We start from the raw sequence: 20,172 nt of genomic DNA, 5'->3' as shown, positions 1-20,172 counted from the left end.
ATGGAATTTTTAAAATTAATGTTAAGCTTAAGCCAGGCAGTCCGGAAAAATGATGTTGCCAAAGGATGCCTGTTAGGCGGAGCAACTGCCATTGGTACCGGGGGTGCAGTATATATCGCCAAGAAATTACTTGAGAAAAAGAAGAGTCAGGATTTGAACATCAACATTGAATAAGACATAGTTTCAAACATGGGAGCATCCAGACGGCTTGAGAGCGGTTTGGATGCTCTTGTCCTTTCCGGCATACCCGGTTCCCCGGCACGGTTAAGACAACCGGTTTAAAACAACTTGTATTTGGGTTTTTCCTCGTCAAAAAGCCAATACCGGAGCCAATCATCAAAAATAATAGCTCCAAGGCTTATAAAAATCCAAAGAACTCCATAGTAAAGACAGATCTGTCCGTGAAGATTGTACGGTAAATTGCTGTAATCCCATATATTCAGCTTCAGCCATATATTTAAGATAACGCCGCTTACATATTCTACGACGGTAACCATAACAGCTGATATAATGCCTTGCAGCCATAAGGGTATCGACCATGTGAAAAGTTCGTTTATCAGCCCTATGAGTACAAAACAGACACCGCCCACAATGATCATGGGCCATGCGGAGTATCCATTATACATACGTTCAATAAAATAGTAGAAAAATCCTCCGATTGCAAATAAAATAAGCAGTTTTATATACTTCATATTTATCGAATCTCCTGCATATTGTTCCATAATATACTATAATATATTATGCTTTGATCAATGACAGGGTGCAATAATTTAAGATTATGTAAACTGATATATGGGATTAAATGTAAAATTGTTCCTGGTTTTGTGACGTTTCATACCTCCTATGCATATGATACAGTAATATATGTCTCCGGAGGTATTTCATCATGTTTCAAAAAATAAAAAACTTTTTTAAGATTCTCTTTATTAAAAAAGTTCTTAAATATATGGAAAGCGACCCTGTAAAAAGCATACCTGCAATTCTAAAGTGGATTGAGAAATTTGACAAAACCAAAATTGTCAAGGGACAGGTTAAAACTGTTAGGAATGCTATGGAGGATAAAGAGGGAAACTGGTATAAATTAATAATGAGTCTTTGGACTGATATAGACAAAGGAGTGCGCAGAAAGGTCTTTGAAAATCTCGTCATCAATTCCACAATAATAGGTAGTCCAAAACAGGATAAAACCAGAGAAGCTAACAATTGCAACATACCATGGACCATACTGATGGACCCCACCACGGCATGCAACTTGAATTGCATAGGCTGCTGGGCGGCTGAGTACAAAAATGGTCTCCAGATGAGTTATGATTTAATGGATGACATTATCCTGCAGGCAAAGGAAATGGGTGTTTACACCTTTTTATTTTCCGGCGGAGAGCCTCTGGTAAGAAAAAAGGATATTGTCCGCTTATGCGAAAAACATGGCGACTGTCTGTTTTTAGCTTTTACAAACGGCACACTTATAGATGAAGAATTTGCAGATGAGATGCTTCGCGTTAAAAATTTTATCCCGGCCATCAGTATTGAAGGCTTTGAAAAGGAGACGGATGCGCGGAGAGGATCAGGGGTATATAATTCAGCCACAGAAGCAATGAAAATACTGAAAAATAAAAAGCTCCTGTTCGGAGTATCCTGTTGCTACACCCGTGAGAATACTGAAATAATAGGCAGTGAAGAATATTTCGACGAAATGATTTCACTTGGAGCAAAATTTGCATGGTTCTTTACCTATATGCCCATAGGAACCGGTGCGCCGACTGATCTTATGGTCACGGCAGAGCAGCGGGAATTTATGTACCGGCAGATACGCAGCTTCAGGTCCACAAAATCCATTTTTACACTGGATTTCTGGAATGACGGGGAGTACGTAGGAGGGTGTGTAGCCGGCGGACGGTATTATGTCCACATAAATGCAAACGGAGACATAGAGCCATGTGCATTCATTCACTATTCCGACTCCAATATCCGGGATAAAACTTTATTGGAGGCTCTGAAATCGCCGTTGTTCATGCAATATTACAGGAATCAGCCCTTTAATGAAAATCTTCTGAGACCCTGTCCCCTGTTGGATAATCCCGACAGGCTGATAGATATGGTAGAAGTCTCAGGAGCCGTGTCCACGGATATGAGAGCTCCCGAGGATGTAACCGAGCTTGCCGGAAAATGCAGGGAGGCAGCCGACAACTGGTCGGTGGCAGCCGAACACTTATGGCGAAGGAATGAAGATTTTCCAAAGCAGAAGAGCTGTACTGAATGCGGGTGCTGCAGAGGCTGCAGTTTTGGCTCCGGAGCTGAAATCTGAGGATTCATGTTAGTGATTATAATTAATAATTACAATAAATAATGATTACGGTTAATTGTTACAGATAATTTTATAAATATTATTTATCTCCTGAAGGCAGAAGTTTAGCTGTTTTCAGGAGATTTTATTATACATAATATTTTTTCCTTAATTTTCTTTATCATAACTCCGATAATATAATAGGAGCTTAAAATTTTTTAGGGAAATTTTAGTCTTCGTCCATCTGTTCGGAGCTTTAATGAAAAGAAATTCGTCTTTTATATATTATCATAGGAGGCAGATATTATAACATACTGAATCTAATATATATAATATCTGAAGTTTTAATATGGAGTTAACAGGTTGTTATTCCGAACTGAAAGCTTCTCTTGAAGCATTGAGTAAGGAAAATATTAATGATTTATCATATTTGTATGACAGGGTCATGGTCAAGCTGCAGCTGTTCATGTACACTTACAGGATTGAATTGGACGATCATGACAAGTTAAAAATCACCCTGTCGTCTGAAATAGATAATCTGGATACGAGTGATTCTATAGCCAGGGTGAGCGGAGTATCCTCATTAACTATTTCCGGACTGGCTTTGATGTTTATTTTGATAGCTCTTATGCAAATTGGGATAAGCACTATTTTTATTTATCTTTTATTTTGCGGAGTTGTGATATATATATTATGTCTATTGGATATTTTTTCGACGTCACAACAATATGATAAAAGAAAAAAAATAATTTTTAAAATGTGTATTGAAATACTTGATAAGGAAAAAGAGAAATTAGATATGTTGATATGACCCTTTTATCACTGATTTTGATTGAAGTGGGGTAACGGGTAATGGACAGGAGAGAACAGATTCAAATGAAAGAGCGGTTGGCCGGGGCTATCAAGCAATGCATGAAAACAACCGCCATAGAAAAAATCACTGTGCAGCAAATTGTGGAAGTATGCGGTACTACAAGGCAGACCTTTTACCGTTATTTTCAGGACAAGTATGATTTGATAAACCGGTATTTTGAAATGCTGCTGCTTGAATCCTTTGCTCAAATGGGCAAAGGCGCTACAATCTATGAGGGGCTCGTCAAAAAGTTCAGGTTTATAAAGCAGGAGCAGGAATTCTTTAAAAAAGCCTTCAAGCTGGACGAACAAAACTGTCTTAAAGAATATGATTTCCACCTGATATTGCAGTTCTATACAGATAGAATCCGGGAAAGAACCGGGAAACCTCTGGAGGAGGATATGCAGTTCCTGCTGGAGATGTACTGCCAGGGCTCCATTTACATGACTGTGAAATGGGTGATGGAGGGCATGAAAGCGTCGCCGGAAGAACTGTCAGGACACCTTATCGGTGCAGTTCCTGAAAAATTGGCCCGGCTGTTTAAAACCCTGGGACTCATTGAAAATTAAGCAATTGTAATATGTTACAACTCGGCTGTTTTGTAACTTTATAATTAATATGATTATGGATATAATGATGGCGTATATAGCAGCTGCTGTAAAGTAAATATAGCGAGGTGGAATATATCATGCCATATAGAATTATGTTAAATGAAACATCCTACCATGGGTCAGGTGCGGTTAATGAAATTGTAAATGAAGTTAAAATAAGGGGCTTTTCCAAAGCCTTTATATGCAGTGACCCGGATTTGGTCAAATTGAATATAACATCAAGAGTTACTGGTTTAATGGAAGCAGCAGGCTTGAAATACGAAATCTATTCCAACATTAAACCAAACCCCACAATTGAAAATGTACAGAGCGGTGTGGCGGCATTTAAGGCTTCCAAGGCAGATTATATAATTGCAATAGGCGGAGGGTCTTCCATGGATACCGCCAAAGCTATCGGTATAATCATAGCCAATCCTGAATTTGAAGATGTGAGAAGCCTGGAGGGAGTGGCTCCAACTAAAAAGCCGAGCATACCTATTATTGCGGTCCCTACCACTGCAGGTACTGCAGCCGAGGTTACAATAAATTATGTTATTACCGATATTGAGAGGAAAAGAAAGTTTGTCTGTGTTGACCCGCATGATATGCCGGTCATAGCAATCATCGATCCCGATATGATGTCCTCCATGCCCAGGGGGCTTACCGCTGCAACAGGTATGGATGCGCTGACCCATGCCATAGAAGGTTATATTACCAAAGCTGCATGGGAAATGACCGACATGTTCCATATCAAGGCAATCGAAATTATAGCAGGGAATTTAAGAGGTGCTGTTGAGAACACCAAAGAAGGCCGCGAAGGTATGGCATTGGGACAGTACATAGCCGGAATGGGCTTTTCCAATGTGGGCCTGGGTATAGCCCACTCCATGGCACATACACTGGGTGCTACATATGACACACCTCATGGAGTTGCCTGTGCCATGATGCTGCCTTTAGTTATGGAATACAATGCCGAGTGCACCGGTGAAAAATATAAGGCAATAGCAGCGGCCATGGGAGTTGAAGGTACCGGCTCCATGACCCGGGATGATTACCGCAGGGCTGCAATTGAGGCAGTGAAGAAGCTGTCTGCCGATGTAGGCATTCCGGCAAAACTGGACGCCATCAAGGAAGCTGATCTCCAGTTCCTTGCAGAGTCGGCATATGCGGATGCATGTCGTCCGGGCAATCCGAAGGATACCTGTGTGGAAGATTTGATCGGCTTATTCAGAAAGCTGATGTGAAGCTGATATAAATTTAATGTAATGAAAACTTTATATGGATAATTTTAAGGAGTTTACATATGTAGACTCCTTATTCATTTTTCCGACCTCTAATTCTTTCGGTGCATGGCAAATACAAACCTGTGGGATATATTGTTTTCCTATATGGTAATATTTAACAAAATATGATATAATTATCAAATAAAATGCATTTTATTAATAAGCTAAAGAAAGGAGGTGTGAAAAATGAAACGGAAAATGACGGTAACCACACGGATCATAATGTGTTTTGCCATTTTACTTTCCATGTTTGTATTGAATGTACATGCGGCAATAACAATCACCTCAAATCAAACCGGCACAATTGACGGGTACAACTATGAACTGTGGAAGGACAGCGGGACAACCAGCATGACTCTCAACGGCGGCGGGACATTCAGCTGCCAGTGGAGCAATATCAATAATGCACTGTTCCGGACAGGCAAGAAATACAATGAGACCCAGACGCACCAGCAGCTTGGTAATATAACAATGAACTATGCCTGCAACTACCAGCCCTCCGGCAATTCATACCTGGCTGTCTATGGGTGGACCACCAGTCCCCTTGTAGAATATTACATAGTAGAGAGCTGGGGCAGCTGGAGACCGCCTGGAGCAACGTCAAAGGGCACCATTATAGTTGATGGCGCAACATATGACTTATACGAGACCACGCGGGTCAACCAGCCATCCATTAAAGGCACTGCAACTTTCCAGCAGTATTGGAGTGTCCGGACATCAAAACGCACCAGCGGAACCATATCTGTCAGCGATCACTTTAAGACATGGGAAAGCCGGGGAATGCAAATGGGGAAGATGTATGAAGTCTCGCTTGTGGTTGAGGGATATCAAAGCAGCGGAAGAGCTGATGTAACCAGCATGTCGATTAATATCGGCAACCCTCAGACAAAAGGTGATTTAAACGGGGATGGAAATGTCAATTCGCTTGACTTCGCAGCACTTCGGGCACATTTGATGGGCGCCGCTCCGCTTACCGGAACAAATCTTGCCAATGCAGATGTCAACGGGGATGGGCAGGTAGATGCACTGGACTTTGCAGTTATGAAAAAATATTTGTTGGGCATGATAACTAATTTCCCGGGCTAAGTACGGCATAGAAGCCGTATGATGAAAATCCGCAGGTAATGTTCTTTAAAGCGTATTGACGGACTATGGTTAAAAAATGATAGGCAATTTGATTTTTTTTACTGCATACTTTTGAAGGGTATGCAGTATTATTATGCTGTCGGGGGATTTTTTGAAGTGTTGTTAAAAACAGAAAATTATGACTTTGCACGTCTCCAGACAACAATTTAATAATTCAGGGCAGATCCATATATAATGGGGCTTTAACTCCAATAATGGCATTTGACACAATATTATAAATTCTCTTATAATTATTATTTTGTAGGATATTTTTTTCAGGACAGTTTAAAAATGGGGTTAATGATGAAGAAAAAATGGTACAAACTAAACGCTAAAGCGGATAAAGAAATCATATCTATGGCCTGGCCTTCAATAACAGAACAAATACTTGAAATGATGGTTGGAATGGTTTCCACAATATTCATGGGCCGTATAGGCACATATGCAGTTGCCGCGGTCGGCATGGTTAATATGCTGATGGGGTTCATGCAGACGGTTTTCTCGGGCTTATCAATAGGTACAACGGTGGTTATCGCCAGAGTCACAGGTGAAGGCAACAGGGAAGATGCCAAGAGAGCACTTATACAATCGGGCTACATGGCAATTCTTGTGGGATTGATAATGGTAATCCCGGGCAGGTTGTTTTCATTTAATATTCTGGGTTTGTTTTTCGGGGGAGCCGAAAAGGAAGTTTTAAAAGCAGGAATGAGCTATTTTAATATTGTGCTTTTCAATTTGCCGTTTCTTGTGCTTGATATCATAATATCAGGAGCCATGAGAGGGGCCGGGGATACAAAAACTCCAATGGTCATTACAGGCGGAGTCAACATTTTGAACATAATATTAAATACCGTACTTATATTTGGCGTTCCGGCACTTCATATACCTGCCTACGGGATAGTCGGCTCGGCTATAGCCGTAACAGTTTCAAGAATTGTAGGTGTTACGGTGCGAGTGCTGGTTTTGTACAACCGTAAAAAGCTCAAACTCAACCTGAGTTTGAAGGATGACTACACAATCAGGCCCGAAATGATGAAGAGGATAGTCAGTATAGGCGTTCCGGGCTTTATAGAGCAAGCCGTCATGCAGGGAGGATTTCTTGTGCTCCAGATCATAATCGTCTCCCTTGGAACGGTTGCTATGGCTGCATACCAGATAGGATTAAACATAAATGCCCTTGCTTTCTTCCCCATATTCGGGTTTGCCATTGCCAACACTACCCTTGTGGGACAAAGCCTTGGGGCAAGGGATTATGAAAAGGCAGAAACCTACGCTTATGACAGCTTGAAGATAACAATGGCTGTGGGTTTTGTCATAGGCATACTCATGGTCATATTTTCAAAACAGCTGGCGGCCATGTACTCCAATGATCATCTCGTAATAGAGGAGTCGGTGGCCATAGTTTGCACATTTGGCTTAATAGAGCCGCTACTTGCGGTTTTGAATCTGTGCTCGGCAACCTTGAAGGCGGCGGGTGACATCAAGTATGTTATGGTCACTTCCTTCGTAGGACTCTGGACGTTCAGGGTGGGTTTGTCCTTTGTACTCATCCACTTTTTCGGAATGGGCTTGTTTGGAGTTATGGTCGGTATATTCTTTGACTTTTGCATAAGATCGGTCATGTATCTGGTAAGGATGAACAGGGGCAGATGGAAGTATATGAATGTATAGGTTATAAAAATAATAATAACTGCAAAAAAACATTGGTATAATCTTTGAAGAAAGCACATTACAAATAATTTGGAGATGCGACATGAAACATGCTGTACTTATTGGAATAGCCGGCGGTACCGGCTCCGGCAAGACCACTCTTGCAAAAAGGCTGAAGACTACTTTTGGCGACGATGTAGTTCTGCTGTGCCAGGATTTTTATTATAATTCCTTTGACCACCTTTCCTATGAGGAAAGAAAACTGCTTAATTTCGACCATCCCGGCGCTTTCGACTCAAAGCTCCTGATAGAACAGTTAAAACAGCTTAAGAGGTTTGAGTCTGTGGAAAGACCCACCTATTCTTTTGTGGAATACAGAAGGCTGGATGAGACCGTCAGGGAGGAGCCCAAACGTGTCATTATACTGGAAGGGATTTTGATTTTTGAGAACCCTGAATTGGCCGATATTATGGACATCAAGGTATTTGTAGATACCGATGCCGATATCAGGCTGGCCAGAAGGCTCATGCGGGATATTCACGAAAGGGGCAGAAATCTGGATTCGGTGATCAACCAGTACCTGAATACGGTAAAACCCATGCACGAGGCCTTTATTGAGCCCAGCAAAAAAAATGCCGACGTTATTATTCCTGAGGGCGGTATGAACAATGTGGCTTTTTCAATGCTGGTGGACAGGATCAATAACATTATCTGTAACTGGGAAAAACAAGCTGAATAATATTTCATTTCCATATTTGTATTCTACTGGTTTATATATTATACTATTGTTGGGAACAACACCTAAATGTTTAAAAACGACGGAATATTCCGGCTGAATGGATGTTTGAATGAAACTGAAAAACTTATTTTTTTTCAGATGAGGAGAAATCTATGAAGCAGACCGCCAAAGCTGCCATAGCTGAAGCATTTAAACAAATTATTAAAACCAGATCCATAGATAAGATCACGGTAAAGGGGATTTGCGAACATTGTGACTTAAACAGGCAAACCTTTTACAATCATTTCAACGATATTTTTGATATCTTTAAATTTGTGTTCTATGGAGAAATCACAAAGGAAATTGCCCAGAACAGGACGTTTGATACATGGAGCGGCGGATTTCTGGCTACAATGAATTATCTGAAAAGAAATTCAAAAATGATACTGCATGTGTATTATTCTTCCTACAGGTCAGAGGCAAATACCTTTTTTATAAACATCTCCAACAGGCTGCTGGATGACGTAGTGGAGGAATGCATCGTCAAACTCAAAGTAGAATTAAAGGACAATGACAGAAGGTTTATCGTGAATTTTTACAGGCATGTGTTCAACGGCTTGATGATGGAATGGGTAAATGAAGGAATGGAAGAAGAGCCCGAGCTCATACTCAGGAAGCTGCTTGTCATGATAACGGGGAGTATCCCCCGTTCGGTTGCCGCCTTTGCGGAAGAGGGAAAAATGGGATAAAGCCTGATATAAAAGTATTGGTCTAACGATTGATCTAGAAGCGTATGCAAAAAGAAAGTGTGAAATAGACACTTTCTTTTTTTTGTCTATTGAACAGTATTTGGATGAAATTATACAATGAATTTGAAATAATACTAAAAATTAATAAAATTGGGGGTTGTAGTATGTTTGTGTTCAACTATGCGGACGGTGCAACGGCATTAGGCGTATGGGGTGTCTGGATAATCGTCTTTGCGGTACTTTTTGGCTTCAATGAAGCAGCACGGAGATGGAAATATGTTGGATTTGCAAGTTTTGTTATTTTACCTCTGATCCTGTCAATACTTTGGTTTACAGTATTAAGTGATACGACCTATACAGACTGGTTCCACCTGGCCAAGGTATACTCTTCCACAGCCGGTTGTATAGGCTTCTGGTGCATCAGACATGTCAGCTTCAAAAACAAGCATACCGGCAGGGAATGGAGATTATCCGACAAGAAATGGGCCTTGTGCTTTCCGCCCCTGATTCTTGCCATAAATATTCTTGAGGCGGTACTGCGGGATTTCCAGGTGGGGATCCAATACCGCGGGGGCGGAACACTGGCTGACGAAGCCATGTATGTTCTGGGCGGACCCTGGAATTTCATGAACGGTATTGCCGGAATCCTGAATATCATAACCATAACCGGCTGGTTGGGGATATGCATCAGGAAGAAGACTGCAAAGGACGGCAGCAGGGACATGCTGTGGCCCGACATGCTGTGGTTCTGGATAATAGCCTATGACCTGTGGAATTTTGACTATACATACAACTGCCTGCCGGGCCACTCCTGGTATTGCGGTTTCGCTCTCCTTCTGGCAGCCACACTTTGCTCCTTTACCGTCGGAAAGGGAGCTTGGCTCCAGCACCGTGCCCAGACGCTTGCCATCTGGTGCATGTTTGCACAGACTTTCCCAGCATTTATTGATAAAGGTGCCTTTGCCGTGGCGTCCTCTTATAGTGAAGTGCCGTTGTACGCCTTCAGCATAGCCGCATTGGCTTCAAATATAGCAGTATTTGCCTACATGATTTACAAAGTGTTCAGGACAAGGAGAAATCCATATCTTGGAGAGCTCTATACCGATTTGAAGCAGTATAAGGAAATAAAGGCACTCGCGGAGGCAAACCTGCCCCAGGCCGTGAAACTGCCGGCAGAGCAGGTTTAATGAGGTGGTGATGCAATGGAACAATATAAGGTTATAGAGATAAAGAAAAGTATTTTTGAAGACAACAACCGTCAGGCCGATCTGTTCCGGGAGGAATTGAAAAAGAGAAAGACCTTTTTGCTGAATTTAATGTCGTCTCCCGGTTCAGGCAAGACAACGACAATTCTCAGAACTATAGAAGCACTGAGGGAGGAAATGAAAATAGGAGTGCTGGAGGCCGATATTGACTCCGATGTGGATGCCGGTACCGTGGCCGGTGCAGGCACAAAGGTCATACAGCTGCACACCGGAGGGATGTGCCACCTGGATGCCGATATGACCAGACAGGGCCTTAACGGGCTTGAAGCAGAGGGGCTGGACCTTGTGATACTGGAGAATATAGGTAATTTGATCTGTCCTGCCGAATTTGACACCGGAGCCGTAAAAAATGCCATGATTTTGAGTGTGCCCGAAGGGGACGACAAACCTCTAAAATATCCTTTGATGTTTTCTGTTGTGGATGTTTTATTGATCAATAAAATAGATGCAAAAGACTATTTCAATTTTGATTTTGAGGCAGTGAAGGAACGTGTAAAAAAGTTGAACCCGGATATCCGGGTCATACCCGTCTCGGCAAAGACAGGAGAGGGTATGGACGAATGGGCAGCCTGGTTGCGTGAACAGGTGGAGAATTGGAAAGACAGGGGGAATTGACATGGTAAAACCAAAAGTTTTGGAGCTGGCGAACAAGATTGCCGGAGGTGTTACAGGCGGGCTGGTAAAAGTCAAGCCCACAGACCCGGAATATAAAATCCTCGAGCCGGTTACCACCGATGAAATGGCAGAAGTGGCACTATGCCTTGAAATACGGAAACCCAGGAGCATCGGGGAAGTGGCTGCGCTCTGCCGGAGACCTGAAGCCGGGGTGGAAAAAATATTATACAGGATGGCTGTGGACGGCTCGGTAAAGTTTGAAAAAGAAAACGGTGAGGATAAGTATTTTCTGGAGCTTTACGTTCCGGGTGTAATGGAATATATGGTTGCAAACAAGGAAAATGTTGCAAAGTATCCTGTGATTGCAGAGTGCTTTGAGGAATACACAAGAAAACTGGGTGTGGTGCTGGCTGGAAACCTCCCGGTGGGGATGGGAGTTATGAGGGTTATTCCCATTGACAGTGCCATTGAAGCCGACACAAGAAAAGCCTCCTATGAGGAAATTACCGAGCTGCTCAATAAACATGAGATATTCTCGGTTACCGACTGTGCCTGCCGCACCTCCATGAGGGTCATGGGACAGGGCTGCGGCCATACCATTGAAGAAATGTGCATCCAGCTGGGACCTGCCGCCGATTTCTATATCCGCACAGGAAGGGGCAGGCAAATCACAAGGGAAGAGGCAATCGCCATCTGCAGGCAGGCTGAAAGAGAAGGCCTGGCCCATCAGATACCAAATCTCTCAGGTCCGGGAAAGGCTCTTGCCATTTGCAACTGCTGCGGCTGCTCCTGTTTTGGGCTGAGAAATGCCAACCTGTACAGAAACCCTGATTTTTCAAGGTCAAATTATGCTGCGAAGGTGGACAGGGACAAGTGCGTCGCCTGCGGTGAATGCGTAGAAAACTGTCCGGTAAATGCATTGAAGCTGGGTGAAAATCTGTGCAAAGAGCAGAAGCCTGCCGGGGCCCGGGAAAAAGACACACCGTATGATACGGCCTGGGGGCCCGACAGGTGGGATCCTGATTACCGGCACAGGAAGGTGGTCACCGAGGACGGCACCAGCCCCTGCAAATCGGAATGTCCGGCACATATAGCCATCCAGGGCTATATCAAAATGGCATCCCAGGGCAGATACCGGGAGGCTCTGGAGCTCATAAAGAAGGAAAATCCCTTTCCTGCCGTCTGCGGGCGCATCTGCCCCAGAAACTGCGAGTCGGCCTGTACAAGAGCAGGTGTTGATGAGCCTCTGGCCGTGGATGAAATCAAAAAATTTATCGCAGACCAGGATCTGAAGGCAGAGCACCGGTATATTCCCGAAAAGAGACCCGGCAGGCAGATAAAGATAGCCGTGATAGGAGCCGGGCCTGCCGGACTGTCCTGCGCCTATTTCCTGGCGGTGGAGGGTTATCAGGTCACTGTATTTGAAAAGGAGATAATACCGGGGGGAATGCTGACACTGGGGATTCCTTCCTTCAGGCTGGGAAAAGAAGTAGTTAATGCCGAGATAGACATTTTGAAGCAAATAGGAGTTGAATTCAGGACCGGTGTCGAGGTGGGCCGGGATGTTACCATACCCGAACTCAGGAGTCAGGGCTATAAAGCATTCTATGCCGCCATAGGAGCCGGGGCCGGCAGAGGCCTGAACCTGGAGGGGGAGACTGCCGAAGGGGCCATGACCGGAGTTGAATTCTTGCGGAGGGTAAATCTTGGCGATGCTCTGAAGCTGGAGGGACCAACCATAGTTATCGGCGGAGGGAATGTTGCCGTCGACGTGGCAAGAACTGCTGCCAGAACCGGAGCAGCCCGGGTGGATATGTACTGCCTTGAAGGCCGCAGTGAGATGCCTGCCCTTGACGAAGAAATCCAGGAGGCCCTGTCGGAAGGAATTATCATAAACAATTCCTGGGGGCCAAAGAGAATTCTTACAGAAAACGGGCGGGTTTCAGGTGTGGAATTCAAGAAATGCACATCAGTTTTTGACAAAGACGGGAAATTCAATCCCTCTTTTGATGAAAATGAAACCACTGTAGTCCAGGCCGGAAATGTTTTGATTTCAATAGGTCAAGCCATCGAATGGGGAGATTTGCTGAAAGACTCAGCAGTGGAACTGAAACCCAATAAAACGGTCAAAGCCCATCCCGTGACTTTCCAGACAGGCCAGCCCGACATGTTTGCGGGAGGAGATGCTCTGACCGGTCCCAAATTTGCCATAGATGCAATAGCCTTGGGCAAGCAGGGTGCCGTTTCCATTCACCGCTATGTCAACGGGGACAATTTGACCATAGGCCGGGAGAGGGAATATCATGCACTGGACAGGGAGCAGTTAAACCTTGAGGGCTACGACCGTTTGCCAAGGCAAAGGGCTCTGCACATAGACGGCAGTGAAGCCAGAGAGACCTTTGAGGACTTGCGGCGGACCTTTACCGAAGAGCAGCTCAAAAGGGAGACAGAACGCTGTCTGGGCTGCGGTGCCGTGGTTGTGGACGAATATCAGTGCGTCGGCTGCGGTGTCTGTACCACCAGGTGCAAATTTGACGCTGTTTTGCTGGTGAGGAAATATGACAGCGCAGGTGTTGAGTTCAATAAAATGAAACCCATTGTCATAAAGCATGTTATTAAACGGCAGGGAAGGATTGCCGTTAAAAAGGTAAAACGGTCCTTCAAAGCTGTTTTTGCAGGTCAAAGCACGGGCAGGGGAAAGTAAAGGACAAATACGGCCGGCCGGGAGAGCTTATCCAGGCCGGCTTGGATACCCACAGGAGGGATGGCAGGTGCACGAGTTGGGAGTTATACTTGAAGTTATTAAGACAGTAGAGAACTTTGCCAAAAGCAATGGATTGACAAAAATTGATACGCTGGTTATCCAGGTCGGTGAACTGTCGTCAATGATTCCGAAATACATTGAGGCTTGTTATCCTGCTGCCGTTGACGGTACTTTATTGCAGGATACCAAATTAAAAATAGAAATTCTGCCCGGCAATGCCATTTGTACAAAGTGCAGCAAGGTATTCAGACTTGTTGAAAACAGCAGCAAATGCCCTAAATGTGGCAGTACCGACTGGGAGATTCTTTGCGGAAAAGAATTCGTGATTAAGGAAATCATAGCCTGCTGATCTATACCCGATTTGCTGTAATTTGAATATTAGTTTTCAGTCTGGTAACTTCATGAAACAGGCGCACCAAAAACAATTACGAAAATTGTTTTTAACCATGCATCCTGTTTCATGAAGTTGTCCTCACGTTACCAGCTGATATAAAAAATTACACAGGTAAAGAAATATGAGTCTAAATATTATAAGTGAGTTGGCCCAAATATTTAACCGGGCAAAATGAAGTCCATGCTTGTTCTGATTAGGTATAAATATATTAATTGGTAGGTATTTTAACACTTTTAAGAATGCCATAAATCTGTTAGGTGCTATAATAATGTTATGTCGATAATAAATATGGGAGTGGTTCTGTGTTATCTAAAAATAATAAATTGAAATTACTTATCCTGGGCGGCAGTGGTTTTGTAAGCGGCCATCTTGTCCAAAAAGCACTGGAATACGGGCATGAAGTATGGGTGTTGACCAGAGGCAGCAAACCTGTACCGGCCGGGGCCATTTCCCTGCAGGCCGACCGTTCCGACTGCCGGGCCTTCAAAAAGGTGATTGAGGATGCCGGTATCAGCTGGGACGCTGTCCTGGACTGCATATGCATGAATGCCGAAGCTGCCAGACAGGATGTGGAGGTGTTCAGGGACAGAACAAAGCAGCTTCTGGTCATTTCTACCGATATAGTATATGAACCGGCGGCAAGAAAGTTCCCCCAGGCAGAGGAATGTGAAAACTGGGTTGCGGATGGCTATGCGGGAAACAAACGTCTCTGTGAGCTGGAGCTTTTAAATGCCGATACAGGTGGAATGTCCTGGACCATACTCAGGCCGGGGCATATATTCGGGCCTGGTTCACAGCTTGGCTGCCTGCCTCTGCACCAGCGTGATCCCCAACTGATTAAAAGGCTTATGGCCCATGAACCAATATCCCTGGTCGGGGGAGGACATTTCCTTCTGCACCCGGTATATGTGACTGACCTGTGCGAGCTGATGCTGGACCTGCTTGGGAATCAAAAAGCCCGCAACCGGATTTTTTGCGTGGGCGGCCCGGAGGTAATAGAGTGCAGAAAATATTATCAGATTATTGCCGATATTTTAAAGGTTGATATTAAAATTGAGGATATCCCTATTGAGGATTTTTTACCTTCCCACCCGGAGGCAGTGCCTTCGGTATGTCACAGAATATATGACCTTTCAGAATTGAAGGCCGCAGGGGCAAAAATGCCCGGGACCTCTGTCAGGAAAGGACTGAAGCTGCACGTGGATGCATTGCTGAAATAACATACTGTTAACATGAAATTAATTGCAATATAAAATCAATAAAATACGATTATTAAAACAGAACTTAAAAATGCCGATTTATTGTAAAGGGAAGTCAAAACTATGGAGGATTTACAGATGGATATACGGCGGGTTAGCAGATTCAACATTTATTTAATATGGATATTTACTCTTCTATTGACAGCTCAGGCCTTTGCATTAACAGGAACAGACAGAGGGCTGCTTGTGTTTGCCGCAACGGCAGGTGCAGGTGTGGTTGCTTCTGCCGTCCACCTATTCAGAGTGCATACCAGGGTGGCAGCAATAATCATTCCACTGTGTCCGGCTGTGGCGGTAACCATTCTGACAATTATAGAAGGCGGTTCTCTGAGGATTTTTATTGTCTACATGGTCACCTGTTGTATGGCGGCACTATATTTTAACAGGATGACACTGATGATATATATTGTAATACTTGATATTATGGTTGTTACATGTAATTTTGCTTTTAACAGTCCCCTGATGGGAGGTACAATTCCGGCAAAGGAAGCAATTATTCAGCTGGGCATGATAAATATAGGTATGATTGTCCTGTATTTTCTTACAAAATGGGGGAATGACTATCTGAAATCGGCTTCCAAAAACGAGGAAAAAGCCATGACTTTTTATGAAGAACTGAAGAAGACTTTTGATATGGTTGAGCAGACAGCGGTTACCCTGAATGAAAACCTTTCAAACTTTACAGGTTATACAGAGCTTGCATTACAGAGCAGTGAGGCTGTGACGAAGGGCATGCATGAAATGGCCAAAGGCACCGAGGAGGAAGCCAATGCTGTTACGTCAATTTCCATTATGATGAAGCAATCCCGTGATAAACTTAAATACATGTATGAGCAGTCCAAAGCCATTGAAACCATATCCAGGGAAGTTGACGGCATTGCACAGGAAAACGGCAGAGAAATTGCCGATATGAAGGAGCGCATGGGAACAATTAATTCGGCGGTGGAGCAGGGGCTGCAAACAGTCAGTGAACTGGGAGAGAGCATGGAGCACATACGCAATTTCCTTTCTTCAATCACAGGAATTGCAGAACAGACAAATCTGCTGGCGTTAAATGCTGCAATCGAAGCCGCCAGGGCGGGAGAGGCAGGTAAGGGATTTGCCGTTGTGGCTGATGAAATACGCAAACTTTCGGATGAAAGCAATAAAACCGCCAATGAAATAGGTCAAATTGTAACGGCTTTGCAAAAGAAAGCGAGTGTTGCAGTGGAAACGGCACGTATGGGAAATGCATCTGTAATTGAAGGAAGCACTGCAGTGGAAAAACTTAACCATAGTATTGATAATATGGTGGAGTCTTTTGGAAGGATGCAGAATTACATACAGTCTGAATTTGAATCTGTAAATGAAATTGCCGGTTTATTCAGTGAAATAGATTTGCATCTCGAAAATAATGCGGCAATAATGCAGGAGCATTCTGCAACCACTGAAGAGATCACCGGAACTATGGATGAACAGAATATGAAAATAGGTGAAATGGTAAATATAATAAAAAATATTGAGAAATTGAGTGCCGACATGAGAAAACTTGCCGGACAAAAGTAAAGCTACCTTTTCCTGCTGCTTCGGAATTCTTTAGGGGTCATGCTGCTGTATGCCTTAAATACCCTGTTGAAATTTCTGATACTTTCAAAACCGCATTCCAGGGCTATGTTGGAAATGCTGGAATCTGTTCCGGTTAACAGGCTCTGGGCCATGTTGACACGAAGTTTATTTACATAATCATTAAACTGTTCTCCGATCTTGCTGTTAAACAGGCGGGATATGTGAAACTTACTGAAACCCAGGTCTTTTGCAATACTGTCAAGTGTAATATTTTCGTTGAAATGGCTGCCAATGTATCTTAATAATTTTTGGATTGTTGTGTCATGCAGCTGCCTGCCGTCCTTAAATACAAAAATCCTGTCCAGCTTGCCGAAAATGGTATATAGCAGGCCTTTTACAACATATTCATTTCTATTGCCTGAATTTTCTGCAACAATCATGTCGAGCAGGATATTAATGTCGTCACCGAAGGAACCTTTTTCAAAAAAGGGGTACTCCAGAGTCTTGCCGGTCCGTTCGCTCAAATATCCCCTTATAATATCCGGAGAGAAAATAAGAATCATTAATTTTGACGGGGCACTGCTGTTATAGCTGTGGATATCATTGGGAAAGCATACGGCTATATCACCTTTTTCCAGGTCCTTTCTGATGTCGTTTACCCAGACCGTCACTTCACCTTCAAGAATGTATACAAACTCCATGTGGGAATGAAGATGGGCGGGAAAAGTAAAGTTTTCTTCAAATATTATGGTGAAACCATCAGGTTCCCTGGTACTTATCGTCTCATAATAGGGGTACATGAATTACCTCCGTTGAATGGCTTTTAAAGGCCCATTTACTTTGTCTGCTGTATTTTAAATATACCATTGCACAGCAATGTATGTCCATATCATGTTAATATATTGCGAGATAGTTTATGAAATTGAAGCTATATTAATTATATCAATGATTTTTTTAAGGAGGATACCAGATGAAGTGTAACAAGGAGTACCGTTTAGGATTCACTGAAAAAGCCCGGACAATTCTGTCAGGCTTGACTCTGGAAGAAAAGGTCTGGCTGATGAGCGGGCAGATAAAGCTGCAGGATGAATTGGCCAACATACAAAAAGATCCGGATAATCTGCACTATAATTATTTTCCGTATCCGGCAGGGGGTATTGAGCGTGAGGAGCTTCCGCCCATGCTGTTTTGCGACGGACCCAGAGGTGTGGTATGCGGCAATGGTAAAACCACCTGTTTCCCTGTATCCATGTTAAGGGGTGCAAGCTTCGACACCGAACTGGAAGAGAGGGTAGGGCATGCCATAGGAAAGGAAATCCGGGCTTTTGGAGGTAATCTTTTCGGAGGGGTTTGTATAAACCTGCCCTACAATCCGGGTTGGGGCAGAAGTCAGGAAACTTATGGGGAAGAGTCCTTCCATCTGGGACAGATGGGTTCGGCACTGGTTCGCGGCGTGCAGGAAGAGGATGTAATAGCCTGTATCAAGCACTATGCCTTTAACCAGATGGAAAATTCCCGCTTCAAGGTAAGTGTGGAGTGTGACAGGAGAAGCGAACGGGAGGTTTACCTTGCCCACTTCAAGGATTGCATTGACGCCGGAGCCGCCAGTGTAATGAGTTCCTACAACCTGTACAAGGGTACCCAGTGCGGCCATCACAATTATCTTCTCAACGAAGTACTGAAGGATGAATGGGGTTTTGACGGTTTTGTCATGAGTGACTTTTACTGGGGTGTAAAGGATACCGTTGAGGCGGCAAATGGCGGTCAGGACATTGAAATGGCACATACCATGTACTTTGGGGATAAACTTGTCAAGGCAGTAAAGGATGGCCTGGTACCCGAAGAGAGGATAAACGATGCGGCATTGCGTATAATCCGCACCCTGCTGGCATTTACCAGCCGGCATGAAACAGCTGCAGACCAGTCGGTGCTGGCATGCAGGGAGCATATTTCACTTGCTCTGGAAAGTGCGAGAAAGGGAATAACGCTGCTCCAGAACAAAGACAATGTTCTTCCGTTCAATAAAAAGCAGGTGAAGAATTTGTTGGTACTGGGAGCACTGGGCGAACTGGAGCCTATAGGAGACCACGGCTCAAGCTGGGTACGTCCCCCATATGTAATTTCACCCGTTCAGGGTCTGCAAATGGTTTCGCCCGAAACACAGATTGCCTATGACAGGGGAGATGACCTCGAAAGGGCTAAAGCGCTTGCCGGGGAAGCAGATGCGGTAGTATTTGTGGTAGGTTACGACCATAACGATGAAGGGGAATTTGTTTCAGAGGATGAAGCTGAAGGCTATACGGGCACAATGGGAGGAGACCGCAGATTTTCACTGGGACTCCACCCGAACGAGATTGACCTGATAAAGGCTGTAGGACCGGTAAACAGTAATTCGGCCGCAGTATTGTTCGGCGGAAACATGATAATGATAACGGAGTGGAAGGACTGTGTCAGCTCAATACTTATGGCATATTACCCGGGAATGGAAGGGGGAAGGGCTATAGCTGAAATCTTGTTCGGCGATGTCAATCCAAGCGGAAAGCTCCCCTTTGTTCTTCCTTATAAGGAAAGTGACCTGCCAAAGGTTGAGTGGGATACCACCTCCCAATATTATGACTATTATCACGGCTATACAAAGCTTGAGAAAGAGGGTGTCAAACCGCTCCTGCCATACGGCTTTGGAATGTCCTATACCACTTTCAGCGTATCGGATGCCTCTTTTGGGGCCGAAGGCAATAAGGTGTCCGCTTCCTGCAGGCTGAAGAATGCCGGAAATCTGGAAGGAACAGAGGTTGTCCAGCTGTATGCGGGTTTCAGGAATTCCTCCGTAGACAGGCCGGCAAAGGTTCTCAGAGGGTTTGCCAGAGTGACGCTGAAGCCGGGCGAGGAAAGGCATGTAAGTATTTCCTGCCCTGTAGAAAAGCTGTGCTACTTCAATGAAAAAACAAATCAAATGGAACTTGAACACATGGAATACGAATTGTACATCGGAACAAGCTCCTGTGATGAAGATCTGGTAAGGGGGACTGTCAAGCTTTAAACCACATGAACTAATGGCAAATCAGCTTGCTGCGGCAA

General features: G+C 44.0%; 18 protein-coding genes. 16 read left to right on the top strand and 2 right to left on the bottom strand.

The genetic code is table 11. The features are described 5' to 3' along the window. On the top strand, positions 1-174 hold the full coding sequence (locus CTER_RS28385) for a hypothetical protein (protein WP_004628128.1): 174 nt from the start codon (positions 1-3) through the stop codon (positions 172-174). A 104-nt stretch (positions 175-278) separates the two neighbouring features. Here the strand turns inward: CTER_RS28385 and CTER_RS18715 are convergent, their stop codons facing one another. Beyond that, positions 279-692 carry a putative ABC transporter permease gene (locus CTER_RS18715; RefSeq protein WP_004628158.1) on the bottom strand — a complete coding sequence of 138 codons (414 nt, stop codon included), beginning with the start codon at positions 690-692 and terminating at the stop codon, positions 279-281. Positions 693-886: 194 nt separating this feature from the next. Between CTER_RS18715 and CTER_RS18710 the strand changes: the two genes are divergently transcribed. From CTER_RS18710 to CTER_RS18645, 14 genes are all read left to right on the top strand, one after another. After that, entirely contained in the window at positions 887-2,305 is a 1,419-nt protein-coding gene (locus tag CTER_RS18710; protein ID WP_004628113.1) for a radical SAM/SPASM domain-containing protein, read from the top strand. A gap of 328 nt (positions 2,306-2,633) precedes the next feature. After that, positions 2,634-3,095, top strand: a complete 462-nt coding sequence (locus CTER_RS18705; RefSeq protein ID WP_004628197.1) for a hypothetical protein — start codon at positions 2,634-2,636, stop codon at positions 3,093-3,095. A 41-nt stretch (positions 3,096-3,136) separates the two neighbouring features. Continuing rightward, on the top strand, positions 3,137-3,706 hold the full coding sequence (locus CTER_RS18700; protein WP_040761627.1) for a TetR/AcrR family transcriptional regulator C-terminal domain-containing protein: 570 nt from the start codon (positions 3,137-3,139) through the stop codon (positions 3,704-3,706). 119 nt (positions 3,707-3,825) lie between these two features. Further along, positions 3,826-4,971 (top strand): lactaldehyde reductase, encoded by a 1,146-nt coding sequence (gene fucO, locus CTER_RS18695; RefSeq protein ID WP_004628133.1) that lies wholly within the window; start codon positions 3,826-3,828, stop codon positions 4,969-4,971. Positions 4,972-5,196: 225 nt separating this feature from the next. Further along, on the top strand, positions 5,197-6,096 hold the full coding sequence (locus tag CTER_RS18690; RefSeq protein WP_004628154.1) for a glycoside hydrolase family 11 protein: 900 nt from the start codon (positions 5,197-5,199) through the stop codon (positions 6,094-6,096). A gap of 330 nt (positions 6,097-6,426) precedes the next feature. Beyond that, a complete protein-coding gene (locus CTER_RS18685; protein WP_004628152.1) occupies positions 6,427-7,806 on the top strand; it encodes an MATE family efflux transporter in 1,380 nt (459 codons plus the stop codon). 82 nt (positions 7,807-7,888) lie between these two features. Next, positions 7,889-8,524 carry a uridine kinase gene (gene udk / locus CTER_RS18680; protein ID WP_004628185.1) on the top strand — a complete coding sequence of 212 codons (636 nt, stop codon included), beginning with the start codon at positions 7,889-7,891 and terminating at the stop codon, positions 8,522-8,524. A 152-nt stretch (positions 8,525-8,676) separates the two neighbouring features. Continuing rightward, positions 8,677-9,252: a TetR/AcrR family transcriptional regulator C-terminal domain-containing protein gene (locus CTER_RS18675; RefSeq protein ID WP_004628125.1), complete on the top strand. Its 576-nt coding sequence runs from the start codon at positions 8,677-8,679 to the stop codon at positions 9,250-9,252. Between the two features lie 164 nt (positions 9,253-9,416). Then, the gene (locus CTER_RS18670; RefSeq protein WP_004628134.1) at positions 9,417-10,439 is read left to right on the top strand and encodes a DUF5692 family protein; all 1,023 of its coding nucleotides are present in this window, start codon (positions 9,417-9,419) and stop codon (positions 10,437-10,439) included. Positions 10,440-10,454: 15 nt separating this feature from the next. Then, entirely contained in the window at positions 10,455-11,132 is a 678-nt protein-coding gene (hypB, locus tag CTER_RS18665; protein ID WP_004628171.1) for a hydrogenase nickel incorporation protein HypB, read from the top strand. A gap of 1 nt (position 11,133) precedes the next feature. Next, positions 11,134-13,836 carry an FAD-dependent oxidoreductase gene (locus CTER_RS18660; protein ID WP_004628155.1) on the top strand — a complete coding sequence of 901 codons (2,703 nt, stop codon included), beginning with the start codon at positions 11,134-11,136 and terminating at the stop codon, positions 13,834-13,836. 67 nt (positions 13,837-13,903) lie between these two features. Further along, positions 13,904-14,245: a hydrogenase maturation nickel metallochaperone HypA/HybF gene (locus CTER_RS18655; RefSeq protein ID WP_004628187.1), complete on the top strand. Its 342-nt coding sequence runs from the start codon at positions 13,904-13,906 to the stop codon at positions 14,243-14,245. Between the two features lie 347 nt (positions 14,246-14,592). Continuing rightward, the gene (locus CTER_RS18650) at positions 14,593-15,510 is read left to right on the top strand and encodes an NAD-dependent epimerase/dehydratase family protein (protein WP_004628159.1); all 918 of its coding nucleotides are present in this window, start codon (positions 14,593-14,595) and stop codon (positions 15,508-15,510) included. A gap of 117 nt (positions 15,511-15,627) precedes the next feature. After that, entirely contained in the window at positions 15,628-17,094 is a 1,467-nt protein-coding gene (locus tag CTER_RS18645) for a methyl-accepting chemotaxis protein (RefSeq protein WP_004628126.1), read from the top strand. Positions 17,095-17,096: 2 nt separating this feature from the next. On the opposite strand, the gene CTER_RS18640 is transcribed toward CTER_RS18645, so the two are convergent. Next, positions 17,097-17,894: an AraC family transcriptional regulator gene (locus CTER_RS18640; protein WP_004628153.1), complete on the bottom strand. Its 798-nt coding sequence runs from the start codon at positions 17,892-17,894 to the stop codon at positions 17,097-17,099. A gap of 170 nt (positions 17,895-18,064) precedes the next feature. Between CTER_RS18640 and CTER_RS18635 the strand changes: the two genes are divergently transcribed. Beyond that, positions 18,065-20,134, top strand: a complete 2,070-nt coding sequence (locus tag CTER_RS18635; RefSeq protein WP_004628194.1) for a beta-glucosidase family protein — start codon at positions 18,065-18,067, stop codon at positions 20,132-20,134. Positions 20,135-20,172: the final 38 nt, after the last annotated feature.

The sequence above is a fragment of the Ruminiclostridium cellobioparum subsp. termitidis CT1112 genome, from assembly GCF_000350485.1.
Classification (GTDB): domain Bacteria; phylum Bacillota; class Clostridia; order Acetivibrionales; family DSM-1351; genus Ruminiclostridium; species Ruminiclostridium termitidis.
The sequence above is the reverse complement of the archived record's forward strand: the minus strand, read 5'-3'. Positions and strand labels throughout refer to the sequence as shown.